This is a genomic window from Microbacterium sp. EST19A, assembly GCF_019969685.1.
Lineage (GTDB): Bacteria > Actinomycetota > Actinomycetes > Actinomycetales > Microbacteriaceae > Microbacterium.
Genome location: NZ_JAHXYZ010000002.1, coordinates 593,664 through 608,042, shown reverse-complemented (window position 1 = coordinate 608,042; position 14,379 = coordinate 593,664). Strand labels below are relative to the sequence as shown.

The following is a 14,379-nucleotide window of genomic DNA, read 5'->3' as shown; positions in this document are numbered from 1 at the left end:
GAGGTCATGTCCGAGACCGCTGCCGTGTCCGTCGCCGTGTGCCAGTTCGCGCCTTCGGCATCCCGTTCCGACAATCGTGAGCGGATCGCCGCGCTCACAGCGGATGCCGCGGCGCGTGGCGCGAAGCTGATCGTGTTCCCGGAGTACTCGAGCTACTTCGTGGATCCGATGGACGCGACCCTCGCGGCGAACGCCGAAGAACTCGACGGCGAATTCATCGCGACTCTCACCGCTCTGGCCGCCGACTACGCCGTCGTCATCGTCGCCGGCCTCGCGGAGCGCGCCACCGACGGCCACCGCGTCCGCAACACGGTCGTGGCGGTGCGCGGCGACGGCATCCTCGCGGTCTATCGCAAGGAGCACCTGTACGACGCCTTCGGGCAGACGGAGTCGGACTGGGTCGAGCCCGGTGACCCGGGGGAGCCGTCGACGTTCGAGCTCGGGGGCCTGCGCTTAGGCCTGATGACCTGCTACGACCTGCGGTTCCCGGAGCTGGCGCGCACGCTCGTCGATGCGGATGCCGATGTGCTCGTCGTGCCGGCGGAGTGGGTGCGCGGTCCGCTCAAGGAGCACCACTGGACGACCCTCCTCGCTGCGCGGGCGATCGAGAACACGGTCTACGTCGTCGCCGCCGACCACCCCACCCCGATCGGGGTCGGGCATTCGCAGATCGTCGATCCGCAGGGTGTCGTGATCGCCGGGGTCGGGACGACCGAGGGCATCGCCGTCGCGCCGGTCGAGCGAGCCGCGATCGACCGGGTCCGGTCCGTCAACCCGTCGCTGCGGGTGCGGCGCTACGCCGTCGTGCCCCGCTGAGGCGGAGTCGCCCCTCAGCCGGCCAGCGCAGCGAGACGCGACGCGGCCTCTTCGAGCACCTCGACGCGCTTGCAGGCGGCGAAGCGGACCAGGCCGCCGTACTCGCCACGTCGTCCTTCCGACACGAAAGCGGTCAACGGGATCGCGACCACGCCCGCGCGCTCCGGCAGGGCACGGCAGAATGCCGCGGCATCCGCGCCTCCCAGCGCCGTGGCGTCCGCGACCGTGAAATAGCCGCCCTGCGGCGTGTGCACCGTGAATCCGGCGGCCCGCAGTCCGTCGCCCAGGATCTCGTGCTTGCGGGCGAGCGCCGACGCCGCACCCGTGAAGTAGGCATCGTCCAGACGAAGGCCGACCGCGACGGCCGGCTGGAACGGCGATCCGTTGACGTACGTGAGGTACTGCTTCACCGTGAGGACGGCCGTGATCAGCGCGGCCGGACCGTGGACCCAGCCGATTTTCCAGCCGGTCGCCGAGAAGGTCTTGCCTGCGGACGAGATCGTGAGCGTCCGCTCCGCAGCGCCGGGGAGGGTCGCGATCGGCGTGTGCGGGCCGTGGAACGCGAGGTGCTCGTAGACCTCGTCGGTGATGATGATCGCGTCGTGCTGCTCGGCCAGACGGACGACCTCGGTGAGCACATCGGCTCCGAAGACGGCTCCGGTGGGATTGTGCGGGTCGTTCACGAGGATGATGCGGGTGCGATCCGTGACTGCGGCGGCGAGCTCGTCGAGATCGGGCTGGAAGTCCGGAGCGCGCAGCGGCACCGTACGCAGTCGCGCACCCGCCAGCGCCACCGCAGCGGCATAGGAGTCGTAGTACGGCTCGAAGACGACGACCTCGTCATCGGGACCGTCGATCAGCGCGAGCAGACTGGCCGTGAGCGCCTCGGTCGCGCCGGCCGTGACGATGACCTCGGTCGCCGGGTCGACCTCCAGCCCGTAGAACCGGAGCTGATGCTCGCTGATCGCCGCGAGGAGATCGGGGATGCCGCGCCCGGGCGGATACTGGTTCACCCCGTCGGCGATGGCCTGACGAGCCGCCTCCAGGACCGCCGACGGACCGTCCTCGTCGGGGAAACCCTGGCCGAGATTGATCGCGCCGGTTCTGGCCGCTGCCGCCGACATCTCTGCGAAGATCGTAGGTGCGACGGTTCCGTCTGCGGCGAGCAGACCTGCACCGGCCGCCGTGCGCCGCCATGCGCCGGGAATGACATTCATGAAGAACAGGCTAAGGCCATAGCTGAAACTCATCTTCGCCATACGAAACGCACAGATACAGGCGGCAGTCTGAAGGGGCGTTGATGAAGGAGCACACCATGAACGAAGACGACACCCAGAACCACTCGGCACCCGCGTCGAACGACGTCGTGCCGTCCGCCCCGGCAGCAGAGGGCGCCGCTCAGTCGGCGGCTCCGGCTACCCCCGAGAACACCGCACCGGCCGCGCCGGCGCACGGACACGAGGTGCCGTCGACCTTCACGTCGCAGGCGCCCGCCGCCCCGGCAGCGCAGTCGGCGGTCACGCCGTCACCTGCCGCGGCGACGCACATCGCGCCGCAGCCCTTCGTCGCCCCTCACCCGGCGCACGCGACGGCCTCGGCATCGGGAGCCGCCTTCGGCATCCCGACGGCGACCGCGCACACGCAGCCCACGCAGCCGCTGGACGGCACGGCACCGCTCGGCTTCGCCGGCGTTCCGGCCGACGGCACCAAGACCAAGGAGCCCAAGTCGAGGGGCGGCGCGAAGTTCGCGGCGTTCATCGTCGCGGCGGCCCTCGTCGGCGGCGTCGCGGGCTTCGGCGGCGGCGCGCTGCTCAGCGGTCTCCAGGATCAGCCCACCGGCGGAACCGCCAGCGGACCGCAGACCGTGACCGTCAACAACCCGGGCTCCGTCAACGAGACCACCGCGGTCGCGACGGCCGCACTGCCTTCGGTCGTCACGATCGAGGTGGCAGGATCCGACCAGGCCGGCAGCGGCTCGGGTGTGATCATCAGCGATGACGGCTACGTCCTCACCAACACCCACGTCGTGACTCTCGGCGGAGCTGTGGCCGACCCCAGCATCCGCGTCACCACGTCCGACGGCCGCATCTTCGAGGCCACCGTGGTCGGCACCGACCCGATCTACGACCTCGCCGTGATCAAGCTGACGGACGCGGACGGCCTCACGCCCATCGAGTTCGCCGACTCGTCGAAGCTCAACGTCGGCGACACCGCCGTCGCGCTCGGCGCACCTCTCGGCCTCGCGAACTCGGTCACCACCGGCATCGTGAGCGCACTCAACCGCAGCATCCAGATCGCCTCCTCGGCGCTGCCCGACTCGTCCTCGGAAGATGCTCCTCAGGAGCAACAGCAGACGCCCGAGGACCAGGGTCAGGGTGAAGGGCCGTTCCAGTTCGACATCCCCGGCAGCACCGGGCAGCAGTCGAGCGACTCGATCTCGATCGCCGTGATCCAGACGGATGCCGCGATCAACCACGGCAACTCCGGAGGTGCGCTCGTCAACAGCAAGGGCGAGCTGATCGGCGTCAACGTCGCGATCGCGAGCTCGGGAAGCTCCGAGGAGTCGGGTTCGATCGGCATCGGCTTCGCGATCCCCTCGAACATCGCTCAGCGGGTCTCCGACGAGATCATCGCCGACGGCACGGCCACGCATGGGCTGCTCGGAGCATCGGTCCGCGACGCCGCGAGCGTCGAGGGTGCGAATGTGGCCGGTGCGTACATCGCCGACGTCACCGACGGCGGAGCGGCGGCGGCTGCCGGTCTCAAGGCCGACGACGTCGTCACGGCGTTCAACGGCGTCCCGATCACCAGCGCCAGCGACCTCACCGCGCAGGTGCGCGCGGCGGCCGCCGGCAGCGACGCCAAGGTCACCTACGTCCGCGGCGGCAAGGAAGGCGAACTCGAGGTGACGCTCGGCGAGCTCGCCGGCTGACCCCGCACCGAGAAGGACGCCACCCCGCGATAGGCTCGCGGGGTGGCGTCCTTCTCTTTCGGCACCGGCAATGCGGCCAAGCTGCTCCGGATCCCGCTGTATGCCATAGGGCGCATGGGCACCTTCCTCGTCCCGCGCGGGCGCCGCTGGGTCTTCGGATGCGGGGCAGGTATCGGCGACGGCGCTCTGGCCCTGCAGAGATATGCGGCCGATACCGGGCACGACACCCTGTGGCTCACCTCGTCGGCCCGTGAGGATCAGGATGCCGCGGCGCTCGGCATCCGCACTCTGCGCAAGAGCGGACTGCGCGGCTGGTGGGCGACCGCCCGCGCCAGCGTGCTCGTCGTCACGCACGGCCTCGGCGACGTCAACCGCTACGCCAACGGCGGAGCCTTCGTCGTGCAGCTCTGGCACGGCATCCCGCTCAAGCGGATCGGCCTCGACTCACCGGCCACCACGCAGGTGCCGAACGTGCCGGGAGCACCCCTTCTGCGCCGGGTCGTCGGTCTGCTGTACCGCGGGGCCGCCCAGCGCATCAGGGTCCTGCCCGCCGCCTCCCATCGCTCGAGGGGGCGCCTGGAGTCCGCTTTCGGCCTGGGCGACGACCGCGTGGTCGTGACGGGCGAACCGCGTGTCGACGTCCTGTCGGCCGGATCGATCGAGGAGCGCAGAGCCGCGGCATCCGCTCTGCTCGGTCGCGTTCTCGGCGACCTCCCCCCGGGGGCGCGCACGATCCTCTACGCCCCGACGTGGCGCGACGGCGCCGAAGACCCAGCCGTGCCGTCGGCATCCGAGTGGGTGCGGATCATCCGCATGCTCAAGGAGAACGATGCGGTCCTGCTCGTGCGATCGCATCCGCTCGGTGAGGGCGGCTACGCTCCGCCCCTCCCGAGTCGGAGGGTGCGGATGCTGGGAGCATCGCTGCTCGCCGACGTGACGCCCGTGCTGCCGGCCCTCGACGTGCTGATCACCGACTACTCATCGCTCGCCTACGACGTCGGGCTCCTGGCGACGCCAGTGCTCTACCTGGCTCCGGATGCGTCCGAGTACGCGCGCACGCGCGGCTTCTACGGGCGGTTCGAGGATGTCGCGGGGCCGGACGCCGCCGCATCGTGGTCCGAGCTGCTCGTGCAGCTGCGGGTGCTGCTGTCCGATGAGGCCGCATACGACGCGGAGTCCGTCCGGTCCGCTACGCTCAGCGCGGAGATGCACGCATATCGAGACGGACGCAACACCGATCGGGTGTATCAGGCAATCCGCGCGCGGGGGATCCCCGCACCGAAGGGAGCAGCATGACAACGGCCCGGATCGATGAGGCGGCGGAAGCGCTGATCATCGCAGGGACCGGTCAGCGACCGGCGACGGCAGAGCTGGTCGGACCCCGGGCGCGCGTCGACGCACGCCTCACGGGTGGCGGCAAGACCTGGAAGGCGACGTTCCCGCTGCAGGCGTCGCGATGGGGCGGTCCGGAGCTGCCGCTTCCGTCGGGGGAGTACGAGCTGCGCATCGCCGACACCGATCTCGACGGGCTGCAGGTCGCGCCGGTCGTGATGACGGGCCTCCGGATCGCCGTCGACGGCGGAGCGGTGCGCATCGCCGCGCCGATCTCTCCGGTGTACGAGACGGTCGAAGGGCAGTCGACGCTCGAAGGGCGCTACGTGGCCCAGTCCGGCGGCACAGAGAACGCGGTGTTCTTCGAGAGCTTCTACGGCCGCAGCGTCGGCTGCAACCCGCAGGCGATCGACCGGGAGCTCGCTGCTCGCGCGCCCGAGGTGCGGCGATACTGGAGCGTCGTGGACCTCTCGGTCGCGGTTCCGGAGGGCGCGATTGCCGTCGTCGAGGGAAGTCCCGAGTGGTGGCATGCGCGGGGCGCCGCCCGTCTGCTCGTCGTGAACGACTGGCTGCGCCGTCGCTTCGTGCGCAAGCCCGGGCAGAAAGTGCTGCAGACCTGGCACGGCACTCCGCTCAAGCGGCTCGCCCTGCACCGTCCCGGGTTCGACCCGCGACGGATGGCGGCCGTGGTGAAGGAGTCACGACGGTGGGACGTGCTGCTCGCGCAGAACACCTACTCCGAGCGCATTCTCCGCAAGGCATATGCGTTCTTCGGCCGGCCGATCTGGGTCGAGGGGTACCCCCGCAACGACGCGCTCATCACCGGGGATCCGGCCGCGATCCGCACGGCCCTGGGCATCGGCGAGGGGGAGCGGGTGCTCCTGTACGCGCCGACCTGGCGCGACGATCGCAGCGAGATGGTCGACTTCATCGACCCGGAGCTCCTCGCCCGGCAGGCTGACGCCGTGGTGCTCGTCCGCGGGCACTCCCGCACACTGCAGCAGGGCCGCGACCGCGCGGGAGCCAGGGTCATCGACGTGACCGGATACCCCGAGACCGCGCAGCTGCTCCTGGCGGCCGACGCCCTCATCACCGATTACTCCTCGGTGATGTTCGACTTCAGTGTCACCGGCAAGCCGATGTACTTCCTCGTGCCCGACATCGATCACTATCGCGGACAGCTGCGCGGCTTCTACTTCGACCTCGCCGAGCGCGCCCCCGGCCCGCTCGTGCGCACGCAGGACGAGCTCGCCGCCGCGTTGGCCGACACCGGTCACGCAGCCTCCTACGCCGGCCGGTACGAGGCGTGGCGCGCCCAGTTCAACAAGCGCGACGACGGTCATGCCGCCCGTCGCGTGGTCGACCGCATCCTCGATCTGGGGTTCGTCACTCCCTGATCGTGCGCCTCGCCGTCAGGGCAGAGGCGTGTTGCGGGTGCCCAGGCGCGACGCGTCGACCGTGTCGCGCGCACCGCGCAGGACTCCGCCGAGGAATCCGACGCCCCACGACAGGTGCATGGTCGGGAGCACGAGCAGCGTCCACAGCTTCTGACGCAGACCGCCTCCGCCTGGCGCGAAGGCCACGGCGATCACGAGGAGCAGATAGAGCGCGAGCGGCAGGTAGGCCACGATCGACGCCACGAGCGAGAAGACCCCGCTCAGCACGCCGGTGAGCTGCAGCGCGCCGACGACGATGGCGAGCACGACCACCAGCACGAGCGCGGGCGGCGCGAAGTAGCGGATGCCGTTGCTGCGGCCGAACCGGCGAACCAGCTCACCACGCCAGGCGCCGGTGGCGCGGAACTGCCGCGCGAGGCGGAGCCAGCTCTCGCGCGGCCAGTACGTGACGGACAGGTTCGGGTCGAACCAGACGCGATGCCCTGCCTGGCGGATGCGCAGGTTGAGCTCCCAGTCCTCGCCGCGGCGGATCGACTCGTCGAAGAGCCCCACCTCGTCGAGCACCTCACGGCGCATGACGCCGAGGTAGGCGGATTCGGCCTCGCCCTCGTGCGTGCGGCCGTGGTACGCGCCGCCGCCGAGGCCGACGGGGGAGTTGTACAGCCGGGCGACCGCCTTCTGGAACGGCGTGCGCCCCTCGGCGTGCATGACGCCGCCCACGTTCGCGGACTGCGTGCGATCGAGGGTCTCCAGGGCGCGGGCGGCATATCCGGGAGAGAGTTCGGAGTGGGCGTCGACCCGCACGATCGTCGCGTAGCGACTGGCACGGATCGCGGCGTTCAACCCCACGGGGATGTGCGCGGCCGGGTTCTGCACCAGGCGGATGCGGTCGTCTGCCGCGGCGAGACCCTCGGCGAGCTCGGTCGTCCCGTCGGTCGACGGTCCGAGCGCGAGGACCAGCTCCGAGGGGCCGTCGACGTCCTGCGTGAGGACGGATGCGACGGCATGCTCGAGATAGGCCCGCTCGTTGAGCACCGGCATCACGAAGGACACCCCGGCGTCGGGCGTGACGGATTCGTTGGCTGGCACATGACGATCATGTCACGGCGACATCGGGCGTTCCCTGATCTCCGTATTCTGGAGGGATGGGTGCATTGTCTGACGCCAAGAAGGCGTACCGTCTCCTCACGCGCGCGCTCGCGTCCCGCAGCGCGGTGCAGCGGGTCCGGCGGCGCCTCGCCGAGCGCGAGCCGCATCCGCTCGATCACTTCCAGGTCGCGGTCTACTTCGCCGACGGCGCCGTGAACATGTACCAGATGCGGCAGTGGTACCGGCCTCTCGCCGAGCTCTCGAAGCGCTGGCCCGTGGTGGTGCTCTCGCGGTCCGCGACCGGCGCCGAGAAGCTGCTCGATGAGGACGGCCCGCCCGTCGCGTTCGTGCCGAAGGTGCGTGACCTCGAGAGGTTCATCGCGCAGCAGGACATCCGTGTCGTGCTGTACGTCAACCAGAACACCCGCAACTTCCAGATGTTCCGCTACGGGCGCCGCTGGCACGTGTTCATCAACCACGGCGAGTCCGACAAGATGTACATGACCACCAACCAGTACAAGGCGTACGACTACGCCTTCGTGGCAGGCCAGGCCGCGCGCGACCGGCTCTCCCGCACGCTCTGGGACTACGACGTCGACCGCCGCACCATGGACATCGGCCGCCCTCAGGCGGATCACTACTCCGGGACTCTGCCGTACACGCCGGACGAGCGCACCGTGGTGCTCTACGCGCCGACGTGGGAGGGGGACCGCCCGAGCGCGCTCTACGGATCGATCGCGACGCACGGTGAGGCACTCGTCAAGAAGCTGCTGGCGACCGGTGCGCATCGGGTGATCTATCGTCCGCACCCGCGAAGCGGCGTGGTCGATGAGGCGTACGGTGCTGCGCACCGCCGGATCATCTCCGCGATCAACGCGGCGAACTCGGCCGACCCGACCGCCCAGCACGTCTACGACCATGGCGCGGAACTCGGCTGGCAGCTCTCCGCGGCCGACGTCGCCATCGTCGACATCTCGGCCATGGTCTACGACCGTCTCGCCGCGGGCAAACCCCTCATGATCACGCGCCCCGCCGACGAGCGCGCCTCGATCGACACGACCGGCTACCTCGCGGACTGCGAGTGGCTCACCGTCGAGGGCGCTTCCCGCATCGTGACCGAGGTCGAGCGCGTGCGCGCCGATGACGCGGCCGTCGCCCGTCTGCGGATGTGGGTGCAGCACTACTTCGGAGACACGACGCCGGGCGTCGCCACCGAGAAGTTCCACGCCGCCGTCGAGACCCTCATGCAGGAGTGGGAGCAGTGGCAGGCGCACGAGGTCGGCGCCATCCGCGAGGACGAGGACGACGACGACGAAGAGGCAGACGAGGAGGACGCATGAGCGGCGATTTCGCGCGCGCCCGCGCAACGGCATCGCACCTGGAGGTGCGGGAGGAGACCGGCTCGACGAACGCGGATCTTCGCGAGCGCGCGGATGACCTCGAGCGCTGGCCCCACCTTTCCGCCCTGATCACGCGCAACCAGACGGCGGGCCGCGGGCGTCTCGACCGCACCTGGGTGGCTCCGGCCGGGGCGTCTCTCGCGATCTCGGTCCTCCTGCGCGCGCTGCCCGCAGCCCCGGCCGCGCGCGGATGGATCCCCCTGGCAGCAGGAGCGGCAATGGCCGAGGCCGTCGCCGCGCAGCTCCCCGGGCACGAGGTGGCCGTCAAATGGCCCAATGACGTGCTCGTCGACGGCCGCAAGATCTGCGGCATCCTCGCGGAGGCGACGGCGGATGCCGTCATCGTCGGTTCCGGCGTCAACACCGCCATGACCGCCGAGCAGCTCCCGGTGCCGACGGCGACGTCCTTCGCCGTCCTCGGTGTCGACGTCGATGAAGACGGACTGGTCGCGGACTACCTGCACGCCCTCGACGCGCACATCTCGGCGCTCGCCGCCGCGGACGACGCGATCGCGAGCGGCTTGCACGGTGCGGTGACCGCCCTCTGCGCGACCCTCGGTCTCCCCATCCGCGTCCTGCTCCCGGGCGATCAGTCGCTCGAGGGCGTGGCGACGGCGCTGGACGCCGAGGGGCGTCTGCTCGTCTCCGCCGACGGGACGGTGCACGCCGTCTCGGCGGGAGACGTCGTCCACGTGCGTCCCGCCTGAACTGACACGCCGTCACGCAGACGGCAATGTCGCAGATGACGGGCACAATGGTGGGGTGACTCAGCCCGTGACGCTCGGAGGCCGGCCGGTGATGCCGCCGCCCGGTGCGCCGACCGAGGAACTGATGATCGCACGCTTCCGTGGCCATGCCCGCCGGCTCTTCTGGTCTGCGCTCGTGCTCATCGCGTCGTTCGGGGCGACCGCGTTCTTCTACGACAACCTGCCCGCGGGGCTCGAGAACTGGATGCTGCTGACGGCCGCCGGTGTTCTCGTCCTTCTCGTCGTGGTGGTGCCGTACATCGTCTGGTTCTCCCGCAGCACCACGGTGACCACCCGCAGAGTCATCGCGCACCACGGGATCGGTGCCCGGCAGCGTCGTGAGATGTCGCACGCCAGGGGGTACACGATCGCCGTCCGTCGCGGACCGCTGCAGCGGCTGTGGGGCGCGGGGACCATCACTCTCTCCAACGGCGTCGACGCGCCGCTGCGTCTGCCGAACGTGCCGAACGTCACCCTCGTCCACGAGACGCTGGCCGACCAGATCGAGGTCGGCCAGATCCTCGCGCATCGCGACGCGCAGGGCACCACGGAGAGCCACGACATCGTCTGATCCGGCGGCCTCGACGCACGACGGCGCACACGTGTCGTACGGGACCGCCTCCGTGCGCGAGAATGGGTTCGGACGAATGGAGGCGGCACATGGCGCTGCGTGTGGGCGTGATCGGCGGAGGACAGCTGGCCCGGATGATGATCGCTCCGGCGGTCGAACTGGGACTCGACCTGCGAGTGCTCGCGGAGGACGAGGGCATGTCCGCCCAGCTCGCGGCGACCGCCGTCGGCGACTACCGCGACATCGATGCCGTGCGTGCCTTCGCGGCCGACGTCGACGTGGTCACCTTCGATCATGAGCACGTGCCTCAGGACGTGCTGCGGGCTCTCGTCGCCGAGGGCGTCGCGGTGCACCCGGGACCGGACGCGCTGCAGTACGCGCAGGACAAGCTCGTGATGCGCGCGCGCCTCACCGAGCTCGGCATCCCGCAGCCCGAGTGGGCGGCGGTGCGCAGCGCGGACGAGCTTCAGGCCTTCCTCGATGAGCACGACGGCAGCGGCGTCGTCAAGACGCCTCGCGGCGGATACGACGGCAAGGGCGTGCGGGTCGTCCGCGCGGCGGCGGAGGCCCAGGACTGGCTCGATGCCGTGGCCGAGGGAGAGGCGCTGCTCGTGGAGGAGCTCGTGCCGTTCGTCCGAGAGCTCGCGCAGCAGGTCGCGCGTCGCCCCAGCGGTCAGATCGTCGCTTACCCCGTCGTCGAGACGGTGCAGCGCGGCGGCGTGTGCGCCGAGGTGATCGCCCCCGCGCCTGCCGCGACGGAGCGGCTCTCCCAGGTCGCCGAGCAGATCGGCCGGACGATCGCCGAAGGCCTGGCTGTGACCGGCATGCTGGCCGTCGAGCTCTTCGAGACCGACGACGAGCGGATCCTCGTGAACGAGCTCGCGATGCGGCCGCACAACAGCGGTCACTGGGGGCAGGACGGTGCGGTCACCGGGCAGTTCGAGCAGCATCTGCGCGCCGTGGCCGATCTTCCGCTCGGCAGCACCGCGCCACGCTCGGCATGGTCCGTGATGGTGAACATCCTCGGAGGCCCCACCGAGGGCACACTCGACGAGCGATTCGCCGCCGCGATGGTGGAGCACCCCACGGCGAAGATCCACACCTACGGCAAGGCGCCGCGACCGGGTCGCAAGGTCGGTCACGTCAACGTCTCGGGCGACGACCTCGACGACGTCGTGTACGTGGCCAGGGCCGCTGCCGCGCACTTCGACTGAGTGCCGGACACCGGTCAACAGGTGTGCCGTTGGGGGCTTCTCACAGCAGCAGACCGTAGCCTGATCTGGTGACCGAGCCACTGCACTCCGCCGCCGCACCGCTGGTCGGCGTCATCATGGGATCTGACTCCGACTGGCGTGTCATGAGCGACGCATCCCAGGCGCTCACGGACTTCGGCATCCCGCATGAGGTGGAGGTCGTCTCGGCCCATCGCACACCGGACAAGCTGATGTCGTACTCCCGCGAGGCCAGGGCCCGCGGCGTCCGGGTGATCATCGCCGGCGCCGGGGGAGCAGCCCATCTGCCGGGGATGGTCGCATCGATGACGGCGCTGCCGGTCATCGGGGTTCCCGTGCCGCTCGCGTATCTCGACGGCATGGACTCTCTGCTGTCGATCGTGCAGATGCCGGCGGGCATCCCCGTCGCGACCGTCTCGATCGGCGGCGCACGCAACGCCGGGCTGCTCGCCGCCCGGATCCTGGGCACTTCTGATCCCGACCTCGCCGACCGCGTCGAGAGCTTCGCGCGCGACCTCGAAGCGCAGGTCGAGGAGAAGAATGAACGGTTGAAGGGCTCGCTGTGACGCTTGCGCCGCCGCGCGTGACCGGGCGCCCGCTGATCGAGACCCGGCCGCTGCGGCATCCGGACTCCTCCGATCAGGGGATGATGGCCAAGCGCGGCTGGTGGCTCGTCGCGCTGAACCTCTTGGTGCCGGGCTCGGCGCAGGTCCTCGCGGGAAACCGGCGTCTCGGACGAATCGGCCTCGGCGCCACACTCCTCGCCTGGTTCCTCGTGGTCGTCGCCGCGGGGCTCGGCCTGTTCGCGCGGCCGGTGCTGCTGTGGCTCACCATCGGCGGAGGGTTCGTCTCGGCGGCGGTGCTCACGATCGTGCAGATCCTGCTGGTCGCCTACGTCGTGCTGTGGATCGTGCTGACCTTCGACGCGCTGCGCCTGGTGCGCCTCGTGAGGGTTCCCGGCGCTTCGCGCTTCGCGATTCCCGTCGTGGCACTGATCCTGCTGGGCCTCGTGGGCGGCGGCGCCGGGTACGCGGCGACCGTCGTGGGATCGACCCGCAGCACCATCAGCACCATTTTCGGTCAGAGTGGACCGAGCCTTCCGCCCGATGACGGGTACTACAACATCCTGCTCCTGGGCGCCGACAGCGGCGACGGGCGCGACTCGATGCGGTTCGACAGCATCTCGGTGGTGTCCGTCAACGCCGACACGGGAGCCGTGACTATCACCGGTATCCCGCGCGAGCTGCCCAACGCGCCGTTCAGCGAGGGCAGCCCGATGCAGGCGCTGTACCCGAACGGGTTCGAGGGGCACGGCTCGTCGACCTGCGGCTGGAACGGGTGGATGAACCACGTGCGCAATGCCGCCGAGATCTGCCGTGAGGACCAGGGGGCGGGGCTCTACCCCGACGCCGTCGCGCAGGGATCGGACCCGGGCATCGAGGCCACGAAGGATGCCGCCGAAGGCGTGCTCGGGATCAAGATCCCCTACTACGTCTTCGTCGACATGCACGGTTTCGCTCAACTCGTCGACGCCCTGGGCGGCGTCGACATCAACGTCACCGAGCGACTTCCCAAGGGCGGCCCGCCGGAGAACTGGCACGGCACGGATGTGAACGAGTGGGCGATCGGGTGGATCGAGCCCGGCCAGCAGACCATGGACGGCGACACCGCCCAGTGGTACGCCCGCTCGCGCTACACGACCAGCGACTGGGACCGGATGAAGCGCCAGCGCGAGCTGCAGGAGGCGATCCTCGCCCAGTTCACCCCGCAGACGGTGCTCACGCGCTTCAACGAGGTGGCAGCGGCGGGAACGGCTCTCATCAGCACCGACCTGCCGCAGGACAAGCTGCCGGAGTTCTTCGACCTCATGCTCAAGGCGAAGGAGCAACCGGTCACGTCGATCGAGCTCACCCCGGAATCGGGAGTCGATGAGCACCAGCCCGACTACGCCTACATCCAGCAGATGATCCGGACGGCTTTGCATCCGCCGACGGAGACGCCGACGCCGACGCCCTGATCGGGCCCGCTGCGCGGAGGTTCCGCCCGGCGGGATGCCGCCGGGCGGAGTTCCGCCGCGGGGAAGAGGCCCGCGCGGAGGTCAGCGGACCTCGACACGCGGGCGCGCCGCAGCCCACGACCGTCTCCCTCGAGAAGAAGAGGTCGTGGGCTTCCGGTGCGGCCACCGGATTCGCCAGACGACGGTGATCGGAGGGGGAGGGATCACCGTCGTCCAGCCGACCACCGCACGAGGCGGTGGCCAGACTCAGGCGCGCTTGCGGCGAGCCGCACCAGTCGCGACAAGAGCTCCGCCGGCGACGAGAGCGACTGCTCCGCCTCCGAGGATCCACGGCGAGACGCTTCCGCCGGTGAGAGCCAGCTCGGTGCCGCCGGTGAGCGGCAGCTCGGAACCTGCGGGTGCGACCGCGGGATCGTGGTCGCAGCTCACGGCGGCGTCGTGTCCGTGCGAGACCGTGACGGTGGCGGTGTAGGAACGCGAGCCGCCGAACGCGATGGCGTACGAGCCCTCACCGTCGGACGGCGGACGGAACGTCAGCGTCAGGCTGCCGTCGGCGCCCGCGGTGTTGCCCGAGACCGCCGAGTTTCCGGCGTTCAGACCCGACACCGATACGTTCACGTTCTCGGACGGCAGGAAGTAGCCGGAACCGAAGACGATGGTCGAGACCTCGCAGATGTCGATGATCGGGTCATCGACCTTCACGCCAGGAGGCGACGGGTAGGAGTCGGACGCTGCTTCCGGCACGGCAGGCGCGGCGGTCGCAACGGTCGGCGCGATGAATACCAGCGCGCCAGCGGCAAGGCTGATGGCAGCCAGTTTCTTCAGCATGATTTCTCCCCAGAATTTC

13 protein-coding genes are annotated in these 14,379 nt (G+C 70.1%); 10 read left to right on the top strand and 3 right to left on the bottom strand.

From position 1 onward, the window contains the following. The first annotated feature begins 6 nt into the window (after positions 1-6). Positions 7-816: a carbon-nitrogen hydrolase family protein gene (locus LC452_RS12935; protein WP_223625977.1), complete on the top strand. Its 810-nt coding sequence runs from the start codon at positions 7-9 to the stop codon at positions 814-816. A 14-nt stretch (positions 817-830) separates the two neighbouring features. On the opposite strand, the gene LC452_RS12930 is transcribed toward LC452_RS12935, so the two are convergent. Next, the gene (locus LC452_RS12930; protein ID WP_223625975.1) at positions 831-2,033 is read right to left on the bottom strand and encodes an aminotransferase class I/II-fold pyridoxal phosphate-dependent enzyme; all 1,203 of its coding nucleotides are present in this window, start codon (positions 2,031-2,033) and stop codon (positions 831-833) included. Between the two features lie 98 nt (positions 2,034-2,131). Here LC452_RS12930 and LC452_RS12925 point away from each other — a divergent pair, with 98 nt between their 5' ends. From LC452_RS12925 to LC452_RS12915, 3 genes are read left to right on the top strand one after another with little or no spacing between them, the layout of a single operon-like run. Further along, the gene (locus LC452_RS12925) at positions 2,132-3,748 is read left to right on the top strand and encodes a S1C family serine protease (protein ID WP_223625973.1); all 1,617 of its coding nucleotides are present in this window, start codon (positions 2,132-2,134) and stop codon (positions 3,746-3,748) included. Between the two features lie 42 nt (positions 3,749-3,790). Beyond that, positions 3,791-5,044, top strand: a complete 1,254-nt coding sequence (locus LC452_RS12920; protein WP_223625971.1) for a CDP-glycerol glycerophosphotransferase family protein — start codon at positions 3,791-3,793, stop codon at positions 5,042-5,044. Then, on the top strand, positions 5,041-6,477 hold the full coding sequence (locus LC452_RS12915) for a CDP-glycerol glycerophosphotransferase family protein (protein ID WP_223625970.1): 1,437 nt from the start codon (positions 5,041-5,043) through the stop codon (positions 6,475-6,477). The genes LC452_RS12920 and LC452_RS12915 overlap by 4 nt, the downstream gene beginning before the upstream one ends. Before the next feature lie 15 nt (positions 6,478-6,492). Here the strand turns inward: LC452_RS12915 and LC452_RS12910 are convergent, their stop codons facing one another. After that, complete coding sequence (locus tag LC452_RS12910) at positions 6,493-7,518, bottom strand: glycosyltransferase family 2 protein (RefSeq protein WP_223627661.1); 1,026 nt, start codon at positions 7,516-7,518, stop codon at positions 6,493-6,495. A gap of 104 nt (positions 7,519-7,622) precedes the next feature. Here LC452_RS12910 and LC452_RS12905 point away from each other — a divergent pair, with 104 nt between their 5' ends. The 6 genes from LC452_RS12905 (at position 7,623) to LC452_RS12880 (ending at position 13,532) form a co-directional block, all read left to right on the top strand. Continuing rightward, positions 7,623-8,906, top strand: a complete 1,284-nt coding sequence (locus LC452_RS12905) for a CDP-glycerol glycerophosphotransferase family protein (protein ID WP_223625968.1) — start codon at positions 7,623-7,625, stop codon at positions 8,904-8,906. Then, positions 8,903-9,673 (top strand): biotin--[acetyl-CoA-carboxylase] ligase, encoded by a 771-nt coding sequence (locus tag LC452_RS12900; RefSeq protein WP_223625966.1) that lies wholly within the window; start codon positions 8,903-8,905, stop codon positions 9,671-9,673. The genes LC452_RS12905 and LC452_RS12900 overlap by 4 nt, the downstream gene beginning before the upstream one ends. Before the next feature lie 91 nt (positions 9,674-9,764). Next, positions 9,765-10,283, top strand: a complete 519-nt coding sequence (locus tag LC452_RS12895; RefSeq protein WP_223627659.1) for a PH domain-containing protein — start codon at positions 9,765-9,767, stop codon at positions 10,281-10,283. An 89-nt stretch (positions 10,284-10,372) separates the two neighbouring features. Then, positions 10,373-11,497 (top strand): 5-(carboxyamino)imidazole ribonucleotide synthase, encoded by a 1,125-nt coding sequence (locus LC452_RS12890; RefSeq protein WP_223625965.1) that lies wholly within the window; start codon positions 10,373-10,375, stop codon positions 11,495-11,497. 116 nt (positions 11,498-11,613) lie between these two features. After that, a complete protein-coding gene (gene purE / locus LC452_RS12885; RefSeq protein WP_223627657.1) occupies positions 11,614-12,081 on the top strand; it encodes a 5-(carboxyamino)imidazole ribonucleotide mutase in 468 nt (155 codons plus the stop codon). After that, positions 12,078-13,532, top strand: coding sequence for an LCP family protein (locus tag LC452_RS12880; RefSeq protein ID WP_223625963.1), 1,455 nt, complete (start codon positions 12,078-12,080; stop codon positions 13,530-13,532). The genes purE and LC452_RS12880 overlap by 4 nt, the downstream gene beginning before the upstream one ends. Positions 13,533-13,778: 246 nt before the next feature. Here the strand turns inward: LC452_RS12880 and LC452_RS12875 are convergent, their stop codons facing one another. Further along, a complete protein-coding gene (locus tag LC452_RS12875; protein WP_223625961.1) occupies positions 13,779-14,360 on the bottom strand; it encodes a hypothetical protein in 582 nt (193 codons plus the stop codon). Positions 14,361-14,379 lie beyond the last annotated feature (19 nt).

Coding starts and splice junctions, on each gene's coding strand:
- LC452_RS12935 (WP_223625977.1), top strand. CDS start 7: ATGTCCGAGACCGCTGCCGTGTCCGTCGCCGTGTGCCAGTTCGCGCCT.
- LC452_RS12930 (WP_223625975.1), bottom strand. CDS start 2,033: ATGAATGTCATTCCCGGCGCATGGCGGCGCACGGCGGCCGGTGCAGGT.
- LC452_RS12925 (WP_223625973.1), top strand. CDS start 2,132: ATGAACGAAGACGACACCCAGAACCACTCGGCACCCGCGTCGAACGAC.
- LC452_RS12915 (WP_223625970.1), top strand. CDS start 5,041: ATGACAACGGCCCGGATCGATGAGGCGGCGGAAGCGCTGATCATCGCA.
- LC452_RS12910 (WP_223627661.1), bottom strand. CDS start 7,518: ATGCCGGTGCTCAACGAGCGGGCCTATCTCGAGCATGCCGTCGCATCC.
- LC452_RS12905 (WP_223625968.1), top strand. CDS start 7,623: ATGGGTGCATTGTCTGACGCCAAGAAGGCGTACCGTCTCCTCACGCGC.
- LC452_RS12900 (WP_223625966.1), top strand. CDS start 8,903: ATGAGCGGCGATTTCGCGCGCGCCCGCGCAACGGCATCGCACCTGGAG.
- LC452_RS12895 (WP_223627659.1), top strand. CDS start 9,765: ATGCCGCCGCCCGGTGCGCCGACCGAGGAACTGATGATCGCACGCTTC.
- LC452_RS12890 (WP_223625965.1), top strand. CDS start 10,373: ATGGCGCTGCGTGTGGGCGTGATCGGCGGAGGACAGCTGGCCCGGATG.
- purE (WP_223627657.1), top strand. CDS start 11,614: ATGGGATCTGACTCCGACTGGCGTGTCATGAGCGACGCATCCCAGGCG.
- LC452_RS12875 (WP_223625961.1), bottom strand. CDS start 14,360: ATGCTGAAGAAACTGGCTGCCATCAGCCTTGCCGCTGGCGCGCTGGTA.